The following is a 17,863-nucleotide window of genomic DNA, read 5'->3' on the forward strand; positions in this document are numbered from 1 at the left end:
GCGAGGACCCTTCCCCCTCCGAGGTCCTCGCCGTCGTCGTGCCAAGAACGACGACGGCCCGACGCATGTGCGTCGGGCCGTCGTGTCGGTAGTGCGAGCGGTCAGGCGCCGCCGAGCAGCTGCTCGAACGACGGGACCGCGTCGTAGAGGCCGACGGGCGCGGACGGCTCCCGGTCTGCGACCATCTCGGCGAGCTCGCGGCCGGCGCGACGGATCCGGTTCGGCAGCGGGTTGACGTCGTCGCCGCCCCCGTCCGCCCAGTCGTCGGTGGCCGCGAACACGGCGGTCCCGGCGACGTCGGCCCGCAGGTAGGCGAACAGCGGCCGCAGCGCGTACTCGAGCGCCAGCGAGTGCCGCCCGGTGCCGCCGGTCGCGCCCACGAGCACGGGCCTCCCGACGAGGGCGTCCTTGTCGAGGATGTCCACGAACGACTTGAACAGACCGGAGTACGAGGCCGAGAAGATCGGCGTGACGGCGATGACGCCGTCGGCGGCCGTGACCTTCTCGATGACCTCCTTGAGCGGCCCGGAGGCGAAGCCCGAGAGGGTCATGTTGACCACCTCGTGGGCGACGTCGCGCAGCTCCACGTACTCGACGTTCGCCGTGATGCCGCGAGCGGCGAGCTCGGTGACGGTCGCGTCCGCGAGGCGGTCGGCCAGCAAGCGTGTCGACGAGGGCTGGGACAGCCCGGCCGAGATGACGACGATGGAGCGGTTGCTCATCGTGGTGCCTTTCCCCAACATCAAGAAGAGAGCGTGTCTTCGGCCCGGAGGCCCGTGAAGGTGTCCTCGGCGACGACCTGCTCATGCACGGTACCCGCGGCCACGGCCTTCGCCACCCGCTCGGCGTGGGTCGGCGGGTTCGCCGGCACGTGCGCGGGACGGGCGGACTCGGCCTCGGCGCGCAGCACCGGGACGACCTCGGTCGCGAGGATGTCGATCTGCTCCAGCACGGTCTTCAGCGGGAGTCCCGCGTGGTCCATGAGGAACATCTGGCGCTGGTAGTGCCCGACCTGGTCGCGGAACTTCCCGTACCGGTCGATGACCTCCTGCGGGCTGCCCACGGTCAGCGGGGTGTCGCGCATGAAGTCCTCCATCGCCGGGCCGTGCCCGTAGACGGGCGCGTTGTCGAAGTACGGCCGGAAGTCCTTCACGGCGTCCTGCGAGTTCTTCCGCATGAACACCTGCCCGCCGAGCCCGACGATGGCCTGGTCGGCCTGCCCGTGCCCGTAGTGCGCGTAGCGCTCGCGGTAGAAGTTCACCATCTGCGCGGCGTGCTCCAGCGGCCAGAAGATCGCGTTGTGCAGGAAGCCGTCACCGTAGTAGGCGGCCTGCTCGGCGATCTCAGGGCTCCGGATCGAGCCGTGCCACACGAACGGCGGGACGCCGTCGAGCGGCCGCGGGGTCGACGTGAAGCCCTGCAGCGGGGTGCGGAACTTGCCCTGCCAGTCCACGACGTCCTCCTCCCAGAGGCGGCGGAGCAGCGCATAGTTCTCGATGGCCAGCGGGATGCCCTGGCGGATGTCCTGACCGAACCACGGGTAGACGGGGCCGGTGTTGCCGCGGCCCATCATGAGGTCCATCCGGCCGTCGGAGATGACCTGGAGCATCGCGTACTCCTCGGCCAGCCGGACCGGGTCGTTGGTGGTGATCAGCGTCGTCGCGGTCGACAGGATGATGTTCTTCGTCGTGCCCGCGAGGTAGCCGAGCATCGTGGTGGGGGACGAGGGGACGAACGGCGGGTTGTGGTGCTCGCCGGTCGCGAAGACGTCCAGCCCTGCCTCGTCGGCGTGCTGGGCGATGGTGAGCATCGCGCGCACCCGCTCCGTGTCGTCCGGCGTCCGGCCGGTGGTCGGGTCGGTGGTGACGTCGCCGACGGTGAAGATCCCGAACTGCATCTCGCGCCTCGCTAAGGGAATGAGGTTCATGCGTTTGCATGTACTTGCCGCTCAACAGGGTCACCCCCCGACCTATTCCCCGAGGCTGGCCCCGGTGAGCCGGAGCGCGAGCCCCCTATAGCGTGGGGGCCACACCGGCCGGCTGGGGAGGGCGACTCGGGGTGAGCGAACAGATCAGGGTGCTCGTCGTCGAGGACGACGCCGACACCGCCCAGTACGTGCGCACGGTGCTGGAGCGCCGGGGCGGCATGCACGTGACCGTGGCGCACGAGCCGATGTCCGCGCTGGCCGAGGTCGCGGCGAACACCTTCGACGTCGTGCTGACCGACATCCAGATGCCGGGCATGAGCGGGCTCGACCTGCTCGGGGAGCTGCGCTCCCGCGCGGCCGGCACGCCCGTGGCCGTCATGACGGCGTTCGCCAGCGTGGACTACGCCGTCGAGGCACTCCGTCGCGACGCCGACGAGTTCCTGGTCAAGCCCGTCGCCGCCGCGACCCTCCTGGAGCGCATCACCGCGCTCGCGGTCGAGGGTCGCGCCAAGCGCGCCGCCGAGGGAGCCACCGAGACGGTGCTGGCCGTGGGCGCGCACCCCGACGACGTGGAGATCGGCGTCGGGGCGACGCTCGCGTCCCACCGCGCGGTCGGTGACACGGTCGTCATCCTCACGCTGTCCAGCGGCGCGATCGGGGGCGAGGTCCAGCTCCGCAGGCACGAGGCGCTCGCCGCCGCCGGGGTCATCGGGGCACGCCTCTACCTGCACGACTTCGAGGACACACGGCTCGATCCCGCGGGCGGCCTGATCACGACGATCGAGGAGCTCATCCGCGAGGTCGACCCGACCGTGGTCTACACGCACAGCGAGCACGACCGGCACCAGGACCATCGCGCGGTCCGGCAGGCCGTCGACGTCGCCGCCCGCCGCGTCCCGTCGCTCGCGTGCTTCCAGAGCCCGTCCTCGACGATCGACTTCCGGCCCACCCGCTTCGTCCCCGTCGACGGGTTCATCGAGGCCAAGCTGCAGATGCTCGCGGCGTTCGAGTCCCAGTCCCACCGCGACTACATGGAGCCGGACCTCGTGCGCGCCACCGCCCGGTACTGGTCGCGGTTCGGCGGTGGGCAGCAGTACGCCGAGCCGCTGGAGATGGTGCGCGCTGCCGCGATGCTCAGCACCAAGGCGCGGGCCGCCGGCGTCGTGGCCGTCCCCGAGTCGGACGTCGTCGACGAGCACGGAGGTCACGCATGAGGGTCCTGGTCACGGGTGCCGGCGGACCGGCGGGGGTCGCGGTGATCCGCTCTCTGCTGCGCCGCGGCGACGTCGAGGTGATCGCCGCCGACATGGACCGCTGGGCCAGCGCCCTGTACCTGGTGGACGCCGGGTCGCGGCACCTGGTGCCCGCCGGCCGGGCGGAGAACTTCGTCGACGTGGTGCGCGGGATCTGCCGAGACGAGCGCGTCGACGTCCTGTTCCCGACGGTCGACGTCGAGCTGCCGAAGCTCGCCGCCGCCCGCGACGAGCTGCTGGCCGACGGCACGATCCTCGCGTCCCCCGCGCTGCAGACGCTCGAGACCTGCCTGGACAAGCTGGCGCTCGCGGCGGCGTGCGCACGCACCGTGCGCGTGCCGCGGACCGAGCTGCTGGGCACCCCGCAGGCGGTCTCCGGCTGGGACTTCCCGATCATCGTCAAGCCCCGCCGGGGTGCCGGCTCGCGCGGCGTCCGGCTGGTCGGCACGCAGGCCGAGCTCGACGCGGTGCACGACGCCGACGAGGACCTGCTGGTCCAGGAGCTCCTGCCCGGCGACGAGTACTCGGTCGACGTCCTGGCCGGGCTCGACGGTCGGGTGATCGCCGCCGTGCCGCGTGCCCGCCTGCGGGTGGACTCCGGCGTCGCGGTCGCCGGGGTGACCGTGCACGACGACGAGCTGATCGAGACCGCCTCGGCGGTGGCGCGCGCGATCGGGCTCACGACCGTCGCCAACGTGCAGCTCAAGCGGGACGCCGACGGCCGGCCCGCCCTGCTCGAGGTCAACCCGAGGTTCCCGGGCGCGATGCCGCTGACCATCGCGGCGGGCGTGGACATGCCGTCCCTCACGCTCGACGCCGTGCTCGGCCTGCCCGTGCCGGACCACGTCGACTTCCGGGAGATCGCGAACGTCCGGTACCTCGAGGACGTCTTCCTCCCGATCGCCGACGTGCTGCCCGCGCCATGAGACCCGTTCGACGATGAGCACGCCGTTCCGCACCGGCGACCACCACGTCCACTCGACGTTCTCCGACGACGCGGTCAGCACCCCCGCCGAGAACCTCGCGGCCGCGCAGGCCGCGGGTCTGCGCGAGCTCCGCATGGTCGACCACGTCCGCGTGTCCACCACGTACGTCCCGGAGTTCCTCGCGGCCGTCCGTGCGCTGCCGACGGTCGACGGTCTGACCGTGCTCACCGGGGTCGAGGCCAAGATCCTCGACGCGTCCGGCGCCGTGGACGCCCCGCCCGACGTGCTCGCCGCGCTCGGCACGCCGCACGGGCCCGACCGGGTGCTGCTCGCCGACCACCAGGTGCCGGGCCCGGACGGTCCGTGGAGCCCGCGGTCCACCCGGCAGCGGATCGAGGCGGGCCTGGACCCGGCCGACGTGCTCGAGATGCTGGTCACCGCGACGATCCGTGCGATGCACGCGGTCGGGCGGGCGCAGCTGGCGCACCCGTTCTCGGTCCTGCCCAAGATCGGCCTCACCGAGGACGCCGTCCCCGACCAGCTGCTCGACGCGCTGGCCGCTGCCGCGGTGGGGACGGGTACCCCGGTCGAGGTGAACGAGAAGTGGCACTGCCCCGGCCCGCGGGTCGCCGAGAGGCTCCGCGCGGCCGGCGTGCTGCTCGTCGCGTCCACGGACGCGCACCGGGCGGACGACGTCGGCGTGTACGACTGGGTGCGCGGATGAGCGAGGTCGGTCAGGACGTCCTCGTCGCGATCTTCGTCGCCTTCGTCGGCATCGGCGCGATCCCCGTGCTCGCCGGCCTCTACCAGTACCTGCTCGTCCCCGTGCACGGGTTCCGCAACCACCTGCGCCGGGCCGCGCCGCACCTGCCACGTGTCGTCGTCATCGTCCCCGCCTGGAACGAGGGCGCCGTGCTGGCGGCGTCGCTGGACCGGCTGATGGGCCTCGAGTACCCGCGGGACCGTCTCAAGGTGTTCGTGGTGGACGACGCGAGCACCGACGACACCCCCGACGTGGTCCGCGCCAAGGCGGCGCAGTACGACGACCGCATCGTGCACCTGCGTCGCGAGCAGGGTGGGCAGGGCAAGGCGCACACCCTCAACCACGGCATCCGGTACGCCCTGGCCGACGACTGGATGCAGGCGCTGCTCATCATGGACGCCGACGTCATCTACCGACCGGACTCGCTGCGCCGCATGGCCCGGCACCTCGCCGACGAGAAGGTCGGGGCCGTCACGGCGTTCATCCGCGAGGGCAGCGGCCGGCCGGGCAGCGTCGCGCGGTTCATCGGCTACGAGTACGTGACCGCGCAGGCCGCCGCCCGGCGCGCGCAGAACGTCATGGGCGCGATGGCGTGCCTGGCGGGCGGTGCGCAGCTGCACTCGCGCGAGAACCTCGAGGCCGTCGGCGGACAGGTGGACACCACCACGCTGGCCGAGGACACCTACACCACCTTCCTCACGCAGCTGAACGGGCGCCGCGTCGTGTTCGAGCCGGCCGCGGTGGTGCTCGCGGAGGAGCCGGACACGGTCACGGCGCTCTGGAAGCAGCGGGTGCGCTGGGCGCGGGGGAACGTGCAGATCACGCGCGACTTCCGGCGCGTCTGGTTCCGGCCGTCCCGGACGCACCACCTGGGCAACCTCGACTTCGGGATCATCTGGTTCGCGATCTACCTGCTGCCCGTCGCGATGGGGTTCGCGGCCGTGGGCCTGGTCGGTCTGTACTTCGTCGCCGAGGTGACGGCGACGCAGGTGTTCCAGGGGTTCTGGTGGGTCGCGGTGATCGCCTACGTGTTCATCACCGCCGCGACCCTGCTGCTCGACCGGGAGACCGCACGCCGCTCCTGGTTGCAGGGTCTGCTGTTCCCGGGGATCGGCGCGCTCGTCGTGATGAGCGCCGCCTGGTTCCCGAACCTGTGGGAGGTGCGCCTGCCCAGCCTGCTGGGAGTCGAGATGTCCGAGACCGGCCGCATGGTCTGGACCCTGACGCTCTACTCGTGGTCCGTGCTCGCGATGGCGCTGGCCTGGGTGGTGAGGCTGCTCGAGCGGTCGCGTGCGGTGCGGTGGCTCGCCACGCCCCTGCTGTACGTGGTGGGCTTCGGTCCGGTGCTCTGCGCGATCACGCTGGACGCGTACGTCAAGCAGGCGCGGGGGGCCAGCGCGGTGTGGGACAAGACGGAGAAGACGGGACGGGTGATGGGATGAGCAGCTCGCACCGGGCGGCCCCGGGCGACGACGCCCGCTGGTGGGCGACGCTGTCGCCCGACGCCCTGGAGGACGAGATCCGGTCCAACCGGCGCTCGGAGCGACGCCTGCTGGTCGTCGTCGCCCTGGTCTCGCTGGTGATCACGGTCGGCGCGCTCCTGCTGCACGGCGGTGCGGCGTGACCCCCCGCGTGCTCATCGTCGACGACGAGCCCGACGAGCTCGCCCTGATCACCCGGCACGTGCGCCGCCTCGGCCACGACGTGGTCCCCGTGAAGAGCGCCGAGGAGGCGCTGGCCGCCCCGGAGCTCGACTCCGTGGACGTCGCCATCGTCGACCTGCGGCTGCCCGGCATGGGCGGCTGGGAGCTGATCGACGTCCTGCGCGTCCGGCGGCCCGACCTGCCCGTGGTGGTGACGTCCGTCCTCGACGCCGACGACTACCCGCACGTCGAGGCCTGGCTGCCGAAGCCGTTCTCCGGCGACGGCGTCCAGCTCGCGCTCACCCGGGCCTTGGGCGGTGCGCCGTGAGCCGCCCATGACCGAGCTCTGGTCCAACGAGCGCACCGACCTGATCACCATGGGATCGCGCTACCTGCGTCGCCTGGCTCGTCACCTCGGGCCCGACGGCGGTGTGGTCGAGCGCCAGCTGCCGTTCGTCGGGGTCTTCCTGGTCGCGCTGCTCACGCTGCTGATCCCGGGCGTCAAGGTGGCCAGCCAGACCGAGGTCGTGATCGCCGCGCTGATCACCGTCGGGCAGCTGGTCCTCGCGCGCTTCCTGCCGTGGGGGCGCTGGCCCGAGGGCCGGCAGGACATCCTGCCGATTCTCCAGCTGCTGGCCGTGGCGTTCCTGCGCACGGGCACGGGCGGTCCCGGTTCGGCGTACACGACGCTCGTGTTCTTCCCGGTGATCACCCTGGCGTCGCAGCGCGGTCGGCGCGGGATCGTGCTGTCGGCGCTCGGGGTGGCGGGGGTCGTCCTCTCGCCGGTCCTGCTCTCGCCGGCGGTGCCGCTCACCGTGGACACGGGCGTCCGCACGCTGTTCGTCACGCTCGTCTCCGTGGTCGTCGCCGCCACGGTGCACGAGATCACGGCGCGCCTGCGGGCCCGCAGCAACGCGCTCCTGTCCCTGCAGATGGACCAGGCCGTGCTGCTCGACCGCGCCCGCGCCGACGCGCTCTCGCTCGCCCGCGTGGCCGACCAGCGCCGCGCCGCCCGCGACGCGCTGGTCTCCGTGATCGACTCCGCGACCGAGCAGGCCATCATCGCGACCGACGCGTCGGGGATGGTCGAGGTGTTCAACGCGGGGGCCGAACGGCTGCTCGGGTACGGGCAGGGCGAGGTGGTCGGACGCATGCGCCTGACCGACTTCCACGACAAGGCGGAGCTCGAGGCCCGCCGCAGCCTGCTGTTCGCCGACGACTCCCCGGTCGACAACCCGCAGGCGCTCGTCGACGCGCTCGTCGCGCCCGCCCTGGCCGGTCGCCCGGAGGTGCGCGACTGGACCTACGTGGCGCGCGACGACGCCCGCATGACCGTCCGGCTCGCCGTGACCCGGCGCTCCGAGTCGGACGGCACCACGACGGGGTACGTCGTCGTCGCCACCGACGTGACCTCCGAGCGCGAGGCGGCCCGCCTCCAGGACGAGTTCGTCAGCCTGGTCAGCCACGAGCTGCGCACCCCGCTGACGTCGGTGCTGGGCTACCTGGAGCTGCTCACGGACGGCACGGACCCGCTGACCGAGGAGCAGCGGGAGTACCTCACCGTGATCGAGCGGAACGCCCGCCGGCAGCTGCGGCTCGTGGGCGACCTCCTGCTCAGCGCGCAGGTGGACGCGGGCCGCTTCTCGATCGCACCGCAGCGCATCGACGTCGCCGACATCGTGCGCGCGTCGGTCGAGGCTGCCACCCCGGTGGCGGACGCCGCGGGTGTCCGGCTCGACGCGTCGGCGGTCCCGACCCTCCTGGACGGCGACCCGGTCCGGCTCGCGCAGGCCGTCGACAACCTGGTGTCGAACGCGATCAAGTTCACGCCGTCGGGCGGCACCGTCCGGGTCGCGGTGACGCCGCACGGCCCCCACGCGTCGGGGGGCGCGGACATCGTGGTCGCGGACACCGGCATCGGCATCCCGCCCGACGAGCTCTCCCAGCTGACCACCCGGTTCTTCCGGGCGTCGACGGCCACCCGCCGTGCGATCCCGGGCGTCGGACTGGGGCTGTCGATCACCAAGGCCGTCGTCGACGCGCACGGCGGGACCCTCGCGATCACGAGCACGCTCGGCGAGGGCACGACGTTCACGATCACGCTCCTGGCGACCCCGCCCGGCTGACCGGCACACACCGCCGGGGTACTCCCCGGTAACTTCGGACATCCCAGGATGTATCAGACAGGGTGACCCGCGTCCCTTCCTGCCCGTGCGCCGACGACGGCGCAGGACAGGACGACGAAGGACAACCCTCATGACCATCCTCAGCTCGCCGATCAGCGCGGACTACCGCCCGGCCACCGCCGCAGCCGTCACGGTGCTCTCCGACGCAGGAGTGCCCGTGCACCTGCCGGGCACCGAGGCGTACACCGCGCTCACCGGCACCAGCAACCTCACGAAGGCGATCCGGCCCGTCGCGGTCGTCCCCGTGCGCGACCCGGAGGACGTCAGCCGCACGGTCCGCGTGGCGGCCTCGGCGGGGCTGCGGGTCGCGGTCCAGAGCACGGGCCACGGCGCGACGGAGACCATGCAGGACGCGATCCTGGTCAGCACCGCGGCCCTCGACGAGCTCACCGTGCACGCCGACGAGCACTGGGCGCGCATCGGTGCCGGCGTGCGGTGGGCGGCCGTCCTGGAGGCGTGCGCGCCCTACGGGCTCGCCGGGCTGGCCGGTTCCTCGCCCGACGTCGGCGTCGTCGGCTACCTGACGGGTGGCGGGCTGGGCCCGGTGGCCCGGACCCACGGGCTCGCGTCCGACACCGTCCGCGCGTTCGAGGTCGTCACCGGCGACGGCGTCGCCCGCCGCGTCACCGCGACGAACCACCCGGAGCTGTTCTGGGGCCTGCGCGGCGGCAAGGGCACGCTCGGCATCGTCACCGCCGTCGAGATCGACCTGATCGAGCAGGCGGAGCTGTACGCGGGTGCTCTGTGGTTCGCCGGTGCCGACGCGTCCGCCGTGGTCCGCACCTGGAGCCGGTGGTGCGACGTGCTGCCCGAGGCGGGCACCACGTCGATCGCCGTGATGCGCCTGCCCGACCTGGACGTGTTCCCCGAGCCGCTGCGCGGCACGACCTCGGTCGCCGTGCGGTTCGCGTGGACGGGTGACCCGGCCGTGGGCGAGGAGATGATCCGCGCGATCCGCTCCGTCGCGCCGCCGCTCATCGACACCGTGCAGGTCATGCCGTACGCGGCGCTCGGCGACGTGCACAGCGACCCCATCGACCCGATGCCCCTGCACGAGCACCACAGCCTGCTCGACGCGTTCCCCCTGGAGGCGGCCGACCGGCTGCTCGAGCTGGTGGGTCCCGACGCGCAGACCGCACAGGCGATGGTGGAGGTGCGCCAGCTGGGCGGCAAGGTCCTCGACGACGGCGGGGTGCCCAGCGCGTTCCCGTACCGCGACGCGGCGTTCTCGCTCTTCACGATCGGCGTCATGGTCCCGGAGATCGCGCAGGTGGTCACCCGGGACACCGCGCGCGTGCACGACGGGTTCGCACAGTGGGCGCGGGACGGCGGCCTGCCCAACTTCACCGGCTCCGCGGGTCCGCTGTGGGCGCAGCGGGTGTTCACTCCGCCCGTCGCGCGACGGCTGCAGACGCTCTCGATGGTCTACGACCCCGACGCGGTGCTGCTCGCCGCCCGCGGCGTCCGGTCCTGAGCCAGGAGGCGCCGGGCCGGGCCGATCCAGGCCGGTCCGGCGCTAGGGCTGCTCGGGTGTCACGTAGAACGTCATCGACACCTCGGCGCCGTCGGTGAACTGCGCGGACGTCGACCCGACGAGCGGGCTCAGCATGGCCGCCAGCGCGAACGCGACCGCGACCCCGAGACGCACGAGGCCGCTGCGGTCCACCGACAGGAAGGTGCGCCGACGGACGTCGGTGGCGGGAGGCTCAGTCGAGGAGGAGCTCATCGACCCTCCTGTCTGCGCTGTCCGGGCGGGAGACGGGGTCCCCGCGGCGTTCGCGCCGGGCATCACCCATCGCGAGCAGCTCGAGCGTAGCGAGTGCGACCAGGGGAGGCACGAGCATCACCGCGCGTCCCTGCGGCGAGCCGGCCCACTGCAGCACCCAGCCCCAGCCCTTGTGCACAGCCAGCTGGACCCCGCGGATGCGGCCGATCGGGGTCGCGTTGACGTCGGCGTCCTCGTTGGCGTCGCCCTTGGTCACGACGTACGACTTGGTCAGGCGCTCCCCGTTGGCGTCGAGCTTGGGCACCATGTTGCCGGTGGCCTCGTCCTGCCGGAGGTCGGGCAGCTTGCGGAGCGCGACGATCCGGTGCGTGACCAGCTCGTCGGAGCCCGTCGGCCAGAACGAGATGATCTGGCCGACCTTGAGGTCGGACTCGTCGGAGATCGCGCGGAGCACCACCGCGTCGCCCGCGTCGAACTTGGGCGCCATCGAGCCCGAGGTCACGATGAGGATGCGCTGCTGGTGGATCTGGAACCACAGGGGGACGGCCAGCGACGTGGCGTACGCCGCTCCGCAGATGACGACGACGGTCCACAGCGCGACGCCGAGGAGCCGGCGCCAGGTCGGCTTCGGGGCACGAGAGCGCCGCCGACCGATCACGCGCGGCGCGCGTCGGTCGACGGCTGGGGCGTCTCGTTGCCCGTCCGACCAGGAGGTCATCAGGCTCAGGGGTTGTTGGCCGTCTGCTCGGCGTTGAACGTCAGGTCGAGCGTCACCCCGGCGTCCTGGAAGTCGTTGCCGGACCCGAGCGGGAAGTCGACCCGGAAGCAGAGCCACTCGCTCGCCGTCGCCGGGTCCACCGTGAGGTCGCGGTCGCCCGCCTGCCCACCGGGGAAGTTGTCGCCGACGAGCCGGGTGACGGTCGAGGGCCAGTTGGTGACCGTCGCCGCGTCGTTGAGCTGCGTCGCACCCGCGACCCCGGCCGCCGTGCAGCTGGCCTGCGGGACGGCGTACACGCGGAGCTCGAGGACGGTACGCAGGTCGCCGGCGACCGCCGGGGGATCGAGGTCCGGGTTCGGCAGCGCGTTCGTGGCCATGGTGGCGGCGTACGAGATGGAGTACCGCAGCGCCAGCGACCCGTTGCTCTGGACCTGGAGCGGGGCGAACGTCGAGTCCCCGGGGACGAGGTTGCCCGGCGCGAAGACGAACGGGACGTCCTCGCCGATGGCCAGGTCGACCGTGCCGCTCTCGATGGTCGCCGACGTCGAGTCGTTGTCGGTGAAGATCGCCGACGTGGTCAGCGTCGTGGCGCCGACGGCCGCGAGGCCGACGATCGCCACGGTGCTCCAGAGTCGTCGTCGCCGCGGTGCGTCGTGGTGCACCGGCGCCGGGTCGATCATCTCTTGCAGCAGATCGTCCATCATGGTGGGAACCCCCGTAGGTGAATAGTTTGTTATCGGCCATCCCCGCGTCCGACTTGAGCCGAACGCACGATACTCACCCGTTCGTGTCGTCCGTGCCAGGTGACCTGGGAGGACGCGTGTGGCGTGTCGTGGCGGGACGCGACCCGGCGACGGCGACACCGCCGCGAGTGCCGGCCCGGTCCCGGCGTGGCCGCGGCACCGACGGCGTGAGCCGCAGGTCGTCCGCCGGCACCGCCTGCGAGTAGAGGAAGCCCTGCGCCTGGTCGACCCCGAGCCGGCGCAGGATGACCGCGGTGGGCTCGTCCTCGACGCCCTCGGCGACCACGCGCAGGTCGAAGGAGTGCGCGAGGTCGACCATGGCCTGCACCACGACCTCGGACCCCTCGCGGCCGTCGACGCCGAGGTCGGCGACGAACAGGCGGTCGATCTTCAGCTCGTCCACCGGCAGGTCCCGCAGCTGGGAGATCGACGTGTTGCCGATGCCGAAGTCGTCGATCGCCACGCGGATCCCCAAGGCGCCGAGCCGCTCCAGCACGGGCACCACGCGGGACGGGTCGGCCACCAGGGCGGTCTCGGTGATCTCGACCTCGAGCAGGTCGGCCGGCACGGTGTGCTCCTCCAGCAGCGACTCGATGAGGTCGACGACGGCGACGGTCGTGACGTCGTGCGCGGACAGGTTGACCGCCACGGGCGTGGCCCGGCCCTCGGCGCGCCAGGCGGCCAGCTGCGTCACGCACTCGGTGAGGGCGTACCGCGTGACGTCGTGGATCAGGCCGGACTGCTCCGCCAGCGGGATGAACGTGGTGGGCGGCAGCACGCCGCGCGTGGGGTGCACCCAGCGCATCAGCGCCTCGAGACCCACCGTCCGGCCCGTCGCCAGCTCGATCTTCGGCTGGTAGTGCATCCGCAGCTCGCGCGGGGCGCCCGGCGCGGGGGTCAGCGCGCGGTGCAGGTCACCCAGCAGGACGAGGCGCGCGGGCGACGAGTCGTCCTCGTCGGCCGAGTACACCGAGACGCCCGTGCGGTGGTGCTTGGCCGCGTACATGGCGACGTCCGCGGTGCGCATCAGCGACGACGGGTCCGTCGCGTGGTCGGGCAGGCACGCGACGCCGACGGAGGTGTCGACGTGCAGCGGCAGCTCGCCGAGCATGAACGGCGGCACGAACAGCCCGCGCACGCGTCGCGCCAGCCGTTCGGCGTTCGCGACGGAGCGCACGTCGGGCAGCAGGATCGCGAACTCGTCGCCGCCCAGCCGCGCGACCACGTCGTCATCCCGCAGCGCGCCGCGCAGCCGCTCGGCGACCTGCTCCAGCAGCTCGTCGCCGCGGTCGTGGCCGAGCGAGTCGTTGATGTCCTTGAACCGGTCGATGTCCAGCAGCATGAGCCCGACGCGGGAGCCGGTCTCCTCCGCCTCGAGGATGGTGCGGCGCATCCGCTCCGCGAGCATGCGCCGGTTGGGCAGGCCCGTGAGCGAGTCGAGGAGCGCGAGGCGGGCGTTCTCCAGGGCGGTGGCCTGCAGGCGGCGGGACGCCGTCCAGACGGTCCGGAACAGCACCATCCAGAGCGCGAGCAGGCCGAGCGCCACGACGAGGGCGAGCGTGCGGACGGCCTCGGCGAGCGCGGCACCCGCGGCGGTGTGGTCGAGCATCACCTCGGCGGCGCCGATCACGTCGGAGTCCTCGCGCGACGGGTCGGGGTCGACGACGTCGCCGGCGTGGACCGGCACGTAGACGTCGAGGACGTGACGCTCGGTGCCGCCCTCGGAGCTGGTGCCGGACCCGCGCACGTCGGTGATCACGCGGGCGCTCGGCTCGCCGCCGGTGGTGACCAGGTCGAGCCGGTCGCCGTCGGGGAACCCGGTCTCCGTGTGGTCCGCCGAGCTGTAGATGAGCGAGCCGTCGAGGGCCCAGAGCCGCAGCTCGACCAGCCGCTCACCGAAGCCGGAGGTCGCCGTCGCGACGGCGTCCTTCTGGGTCTGGTCGAGGTTCTCCGGGAGCACGAAGGAGTCGGTCGGCACGGTCGCCGTCGCGTAGTTCGTCACCGTCTCGGCCGTCGCGATCCCGTCGCGCACCGACTGCTGGCTCATCACGCTCCACGTGACCCAGACGAGCGCGCATCCGAGCACGAGCATGGCGACGCTGCTGATGACCGCGAACGATCGGGTCAGCGGCCAGCGGCGGCGGACTGCTCTTGGCACGTGGACCTCACGAGCTGGGGCGAGCGCGGCTCGGGAGGGGGCCGTGCTGAGCCGAGAGTATGCGGAAGTTGCGCCGCACAGCGACAGGCCAGGTCAGAGCGCTGGTCCGGCGCGTCGGGATCGTCCGGGAACGTCCGCGTCCCGCCGACGGTTGCAACGGACGCCAACTCATCCCAGGAGGATCCGATGACGTACGAGGTGACCAAGTCCGACGAGCAGTGGGCCCTGGAGCTGGAGCCGCAGGAGTTCGCGGTGCTGCGCCGCGCCGGGACCGAGCGGCCGTGGACCGGGGAGCTGCTGGACGAGAAGCGGGAGGGTGTCTACCGCTGTCGGGCCTGCCACAACGAGCTGTTCCGCTCCGACACCAAGTTCGACTCGCACTGCGGCTGGCCCAGCTTCTTCTCGCCGCTGGCCGGTGACCGGGTGGAGCTCATCTCCGACCGGAGCCTCGGCATGGTCCGCACCGAGGTGCGCTGCGCGAGGTGCGGCTCGCACCTCGGGCACGTGTTCGACGACGCGCCGCAGACCCCGACGGGCGACCGGTTCTGCATGAACTCGGTGAGCCTCACGTTCGAGCCTCTCGGGGCCGAGACGGCCTGATCCACTCACTCCTCCGGGGTGTCCCGCGGCGCGCCGAGCAGGACACCCCGGACGGGTGACGTCCAGATGGTCGACACGTGTGAAGTCGTGGCCCGCAGGTGCCGATAATGCTCACGTGGAAGATGTCCTGACAGTGCGGCGGTGGAGGCGCTACGGCGCCGACCGCCTCTACGTCACGCAGGAGAGCGGTGCCCGGGTCGGCTCGGTCGACCTCCAGTCCGGCGAGGTCGTCGTCGACGACCCGCAGCACGAGGCCGGCCTGCGCCGCGCGGCGCAGGCGTACCTGCGCGCCGACGTCGCCGAGCTCGCCATGAGCCTGCCCACCTCCGGCGCCGGCGCCCTCGACCCCGTCGACGAGTCGGCGCTGCAGGCGTGGCTGGGTGGGGACGACTGGGACACGATCAACCTCGCGGCGATCCGCGGCGAGCGCGGCAGCTCCGTGCGGACGCGGCTGGAGCGGATGGGCGACGAGGGCTGGCAGGTCGTCCACGACGTGCCGCTCGGCCGGCAGGGCAGCATGGTCGAGCACCTCCTCATCGGTCCGGCCGGCATCTTCACGGTCGCCGAACGGCGGCACCCCGGCCAGCGCATCGTCGTCGAGGGACGCACCCTCGTCGTCGACGGGCGGTCCATGTCCTACCTGCGCGACGCGCGGCTCGAGGCCACCCGGGTGCAGGGTGCCCTGCTCGCCGCGGCGTGCGCCGCGATCACGGTGCGCGGCGTCGTCGTCGTGCACGGCGACCTCGAGGTGCGTTCGGTCCAGCCGCAGCACGACGCGTTCGCCATCGCCCGCCAGGACGTGCAGACGGTCTTCCGTGCGATGCCGGTGCGGCTCGACCCGGCGCGGATCATGGCGATCGCGCACGTCGCGCGCCAGCGGGCCACCTGGTCGCGCTGAGCACACCCTGGGTGTTGACACCCAATCCCCGCGGTGATCTGCTGAAACGCACCCTTTCTGCTCGGGTGGCGATGCGGCGATATTCGTAGGGGTCCCGTCAGGATGTGACCGTGGTCGACGAACAGTTCCGCCAGCTCGAGCGCGAGCTCGGTCTCCTCCTGCGGCGTGCGCAGGCCTCCTCCGCCCAGATCTCCCGGGACGTGCACCCGGACCTCGAACCGGCCGCCTACTCGCTCCTGGCGCTCATCGCGGCCTCGCCGGGCGTGCGGGCGAGCGACCTGGCCACGACCATCGGCGTCGGGCGGGGCACGATGTCCCGCCAGCTCGCCCGGCTCGGCACCCTCGGGCTCGTGTCGCGACGGCCCGACCCCGACGACTACCGCGGCCAGCTCCTCGAGCTCACCGACGAGGGTCTGCGCCGCTTCGAGGCCGCTCAGCAGGCGCGGCGCGCGTTCCTGCGGCACGCGCTGAGCGGGTGGAGCGAGACCGACGTCGAAGGGTTGGCCGCCCAGCTCGGCCGGCTCAACGCGGACCTGGCGGCGGCCCGCCGGGCGCACTGAGCGCACCTCCAGCACAACAGCGCCGCCCGGCCGGAGGGGCTGGGCGGCGCTGTTGCTCGTGCGGTGAGGTCAGCTGCGCGGGGTGACCTTCTGCTCCGCGTCGAGCGCGTCGAGCTCGGCGTCCACGCCGGCCGATCCCGTCGAGAGCGCCTCACCCTCCTGCTCGAGGAGCCGCTCGATGCCCGAGCGCGTGCCCAGCGGCACCTCCTTGAGGAACAGGACCGCGATCAGCGAGATCAGCGCGACCGGCGCGGCGACCAGGAACAGGTCCGCGATGGCGTTGCCGAAGGACTGCTCGACGACGATCCGCACGTTGTCGGGGAGCGTCGACAGGTCCGGGATCGCGCCGTCGGAGCCCATCGCGGACGGGTCGATGCCGATCGCGACCAGGCCGCGGACCATCAGGTCGGTGACCCGGTGGGAGAGCACGACGCCCAGCGCGGACACGCCGAGCGCGCCGCCGAGCGTCCGGAAGAACGCCACGGTCGAGGTCCCGGAGCCGATCTCGCGGACGTCCAGGGTGTTCTGCACGGCGAGCACCAGGTTCTGCATGAGCATGCCGACGCCCGCGCCGATGATCACGAGGTAGAGCGACACCAGCGTGAACGACGTGTCGAAGTGGATGGTGCCCATGAGCCCGAGGCCCGCCGTGAGCAGGACGGCGCCGGCGATCATGAACTTCTTGTACCTGCCCGTGCGGCTGATGATCTGGCCGGAGACGGTCGACGACACGAGGAGGCCGACGATCATCGGGATGGTCAGCAGGCCGGACTGCGTGGGGGTCTTGCCGCGGGCCAGCTGCATGTACTGGCTGAGGAACACCGACGTGCCGAACAGTGCGACGCCCACGGCGATGCTGGCGACGACGGACAGGACCAGCGTGCGGTTCTTGAACAGGTGCAGCGGGATGATGGGCTCGCTCGCGCGGGACTCGACCCAGATCGCGGCCGCGAGGGCCAGCAGGGAACCGCCGACCATGGCGGCCGTCTGCCACGAGGCCCAGTCGAACGAGGTGCCCGCGAACGTGATCCAAAGGAGCAGGGTCGCGATGCTGATCGACAGGAGCGTGGCCCCGGCGTAGTCGATCTTCACCTTGCGCGCCTTGCGTGCGGGCAGGTGCAGCGTGCGCTGGAGCACGATGATCGCGGCGACCGCGAACGGCAGTCCGATGAAGAAGTTCCAGCGCCAGCCCGCGCTGTCCGTGATGACACCGCCGAGCAGCGGGCCGCCGACCATGCCGATGCCCATCACGGCGCCCATGAGGCCCATGTACCGGCCGCGCTCGCGCGGGCTGATGATGTCGGCGATCAGGACGGTGCCCAGCGCGGTGAGGCCGCCGGCGCCGATGCCCTGCAGGGCACGCATGCCGATGAGCATCCCGGTGCCGTGGGACAGCCCGGCGAGGGCGGAGGAGACCACCGAGATGACGAGCGCGAGCTGGATGAGCAGCTTGCGGTCGACGAGGTCGGCCAGCTTGCCCCAGATCGGGGTCGAGATCGTGGTGGTGAGCAGGGTGGCGGTGACCACCCAGGTGAAGGCCGACTGCGTGCCGTCGAGGTCGGAGATGATCCGCGGCAGCGACGAGGACACGACGCTCGTCGCGAGGATCGAGACGAACATCCCGAGCAGGATGCCCGAGAGGGCCTCGAGGACCTCGCGGTGGGTCATCTTCGGGGTGCTGCCGTCGACGATCTCGGCGGTGCTGGTGGGTTCTGGTGCGGTGGTGCTGGACATGGTCTCGCTCTCGTGGTGCTGGGCTGGG

18 protein-coding genes are annotated in these 17,863 nt (G+C 72.3%); 11 read left to right on the forward strand and 7 right to left on the reverse strand.

What is annotated here, in order from left to right; all coding sequences use genetic code 11:
* Positions 1-101: 101 nt before the first annotated feature.
* Positions 102-722: an FMN reductase gene (locus tag J2X26_RS17225; RefSeq protein WP_307493934.1), complete on the reverse strand. Its 621-nt coding sequence runs from the start codon at positions 720-722 to the stop codon at positions 102-104.
* 20 nt (positions 723-742) lie between these two features.
* On the reverse strand, positions 743-1,897 hold the full coding sequence (locus J2X26_RS17230) for an LLM class flavin-dependent oxidoreductase (RefSeq protein WP_307493935.1): 1,155 nt from the start codon (positions 1,895-1,897) through the stop codon (positions 743-745).
* Between the two features lie 161 nt (positions 1,898-2,058).
* On the opposite strand from J2X26_RS17230, the gene J2X26_RS17235 reads away from it, so the two are divergent.
* The 8 genes from J2X26_RS17235 (at position 2,059) to J2X26_RS17270 (ending at position 10,172) form a co-directional block, all read left to right on the forward strand.
* Complete coding sequence (locus tag J2X26_RS17235; RefSeq protein ID WP_307493936.1) at positions 2,059-3,141, forward strand: response regulator; 1,083 nt, start codon at positions 2,059-2,061, stop codon at positions 3,139-3,141.
* Positions 3,138-4,106, forward strand: coding sequence for an ATP-grasp domain-containing protein (locus J2X26_RS17240; RefSeq protein WP_307493937.1), 969 nt, complete (start codon positions 3,138-3,140; stop codon positions 4,104-4,106). Before J2X26_RS17235 ends, J2X26_RS17240 begins: the two co-directional genes overlap by 4 nt.
* A 13-nt stretch (positions 4,107-4,119) precedes the next feature.
* Positions 4,120-4,830, forward strand: a complete 711-nt coding sequence (locus tag J2X26_RS17245) for a PHP domain-containing protein (RefSeq protein WP_307493938.1) — start codon at positions 4,120-4,122, stop codon at positions 4,828-4,830.
* A complete protein-coding gene (locus J2X26_RS17250) occupies positions 4,827-6,311 on the forward strand; it encodes a glycosyltransferase (protein WP_307493939.1) in 1,485 nt (494 codons plus the stop codon). Before J2X26_RS17245 ends, J2X26_RS17250 begins: the two co-directional genes overlap by 4 nt.
* Positions 6,308-6,493 carry a hypothetical protein gene (locus J2X26_RS17255; RefSeq protein WP_307493940.1) on the forward strand — a complete coding sequence of 62 codons (186 nt, stop codon included), beginning with the start codon at positions 6,308-6,310 and terminating at the stop codon, positions 6,491-6,493. The genes J2X26_RS17250 and J2X26_RS17255 overlap by 4 nt, the downstream gene beginning before the upstream one ends.
* Complete coding sequence (locus J2X26_RS17260) at positions 6,490-6,840, forward strand: response regulator (protein WP_307493941.1); 351 nt, start codon at positions 6,490-6,492, stop codon at positions 6,838-6,840. The genes J2X26_RS17255 and J2X26_RS17260 overlap by 4 nt, the downstream gene beginning before the upstream one ends.
* Positions 6,841-6,847: 7 nt before the next feature.
* Positions 6,848-8,638: a sensor histidine kinase gene (locus J2X26_RS17265; RefSeq protein ID WP_307493942.1), complete on the forward strand. Its 1,791-nt coding sequence runs from the start codon at positions 6,848-6,850 to the stop codon at positions 8,636-8,638.
* 130 nt (positions 8,639-8,768) lie between these two features.
* Positions 8,769-10,172, forward strand: coding sequence for an FAD-binding oxidoreductase (locus J2X26_RS17270; RefSeq protein WP_307493943.1), 1,404 nt, complete (start codon positions 8,769-8,771; stop codon positions 10,170-10,172).
* A 42-nt stretch (positions 10,173-10,214) separates the two neighbouring features.
* On the opposite strand, the gene J2X26_RS17275 is transcribed toward J2X26_RS17270, so the two are convergent.
* The 4 genes from J2X26_RS17275 to J2X26_RS17290 form a co-directional block, all read right to left on the reverse strand.
* Positions 10,215-10,424: a hypothetical protein gene (locus J2X26_RS17275; protein ID WP_307493944.1), complete on the reverse strand. Its 210-nt coding sequence runs from the start codon at positions 10,422-10,424 to the stop codon at positions 10,215-10,217.
* Positions 10,405-11,142 carry a signal peptidase I gene (locus J2X26_RS17280; protein ID WP_307493945.1) on the reverse strand — a complete coding sequence of 246 codons (738 nt, stop codon included), beginning with the start codon at positions 11,140-11,142 and terminating at the stop codon, positions 10,405-10,407. Before J2X26_RS17280 ends, J2X26_RS17275 begins: the two co-directional genes overlap by 20 nt.
* 5 nt (positions 11,143-11,147) lie before the next feature.
* Positions 11,148-11,846 (reverse strand): TasA family protein, encoded by a 699-nt coding sequence (locus J2X26_RS17285; protein ID WP_307493946.1) that lies wholly within the window; start codon positions 11,844-11,846, stop codon positions 11,148-11,150.
* 73 nt (positions 11,847-11,919) lie between these two features.
* Complete coding sequence (locus J2X26_RS17290) at positions 11,920-13,977, reverse strand: putative bifunctional diguanylate cyclase/phosphodiesterase (RefSeq protein WP_307493947.1); 2,058 nt, start codon at positions 13,975-13,977, stop codon at positions 11,920-11,922.
* 252 nt (positions 13,978-14,229) lie between these two features.
* On the opposite strand from J2X26_RS17290, the gene msrB reads away from it, so the two are divergent.
* The 3 genes from msrB to J2X26_RS17305 all read left to right on the forward strand — a co-directional run bounded on the left by msrB (position 14,230) and on the right by J2X26_RS17305 (position 16,101).
* Positions 14,230-14,643 (forward strand): peptide-methionine (R)-S-oxide reductase MsrB, encoded by a 414-nt coding sequence (gene msrB / locus J2X26_RS17295; RefSeq protein ID WP_307493948.1) that lies wholly within the window; start codon positions 14,230-14,232, stop codon positions 14,641-14,643.
* Positions 14,644-14,758: 115 nt separating this feature from the next.
* Complete coding sequence (locus J2X26_RS17300) at positions 14,759-15,541, forward strand: nuclease-related domain-containing protein (RefSeq protein ID WP_307493949.1); 783 nt, start codon at positions 14,759-14,761, stop codon at positions 15,539-15,541.
* A gap of 110 nt (positions 15,542-15,651) precedes the next feature.
* The gene (locus J2X26_RS17305) at positions 15,652-16,101 is read left to right on the forward strand and encodes a MarR family winged helix-turn-helix transcriptional regulator (RefSeq protein WP_307493950.1); all 450 of its coding nucleotides are present in this window, start codon (positions 15,652-15,654) and stop codon (positions 16,099-16,101) included.
* 69 nt (positions 16,102-16,170) lie between these two features.
* Here the strand turns inward: J2X26_RS17305 and J2X26_RS17310 are convergent, their stop codons facing one another.
* The gene (locus tag J2X26_RS17310) at positions 16,171-17,835 is read right to left on the reverse strand and encodes an MDR family MFS transporter (protein WP_439897869.1); all 1,665 of its coding nucleotides are present in this window, start codon (positions 17,833-17,835) and stop codon (positions 16,171-16,173) included.
* Positions 17,836-17,863: the final 28 nt, after the last annotated feature.

The sequence above is a fragment of the Cellulomonas humilata genome (genome assembly GCF_030814415.1).
GTDB classification, from domain to species: Bacteria; Actinomycetota; Actinomycetes; order Actinomycetales; family Cellulomonadaceae; genus Cellulomonas; species Cellulomonas humilata_A.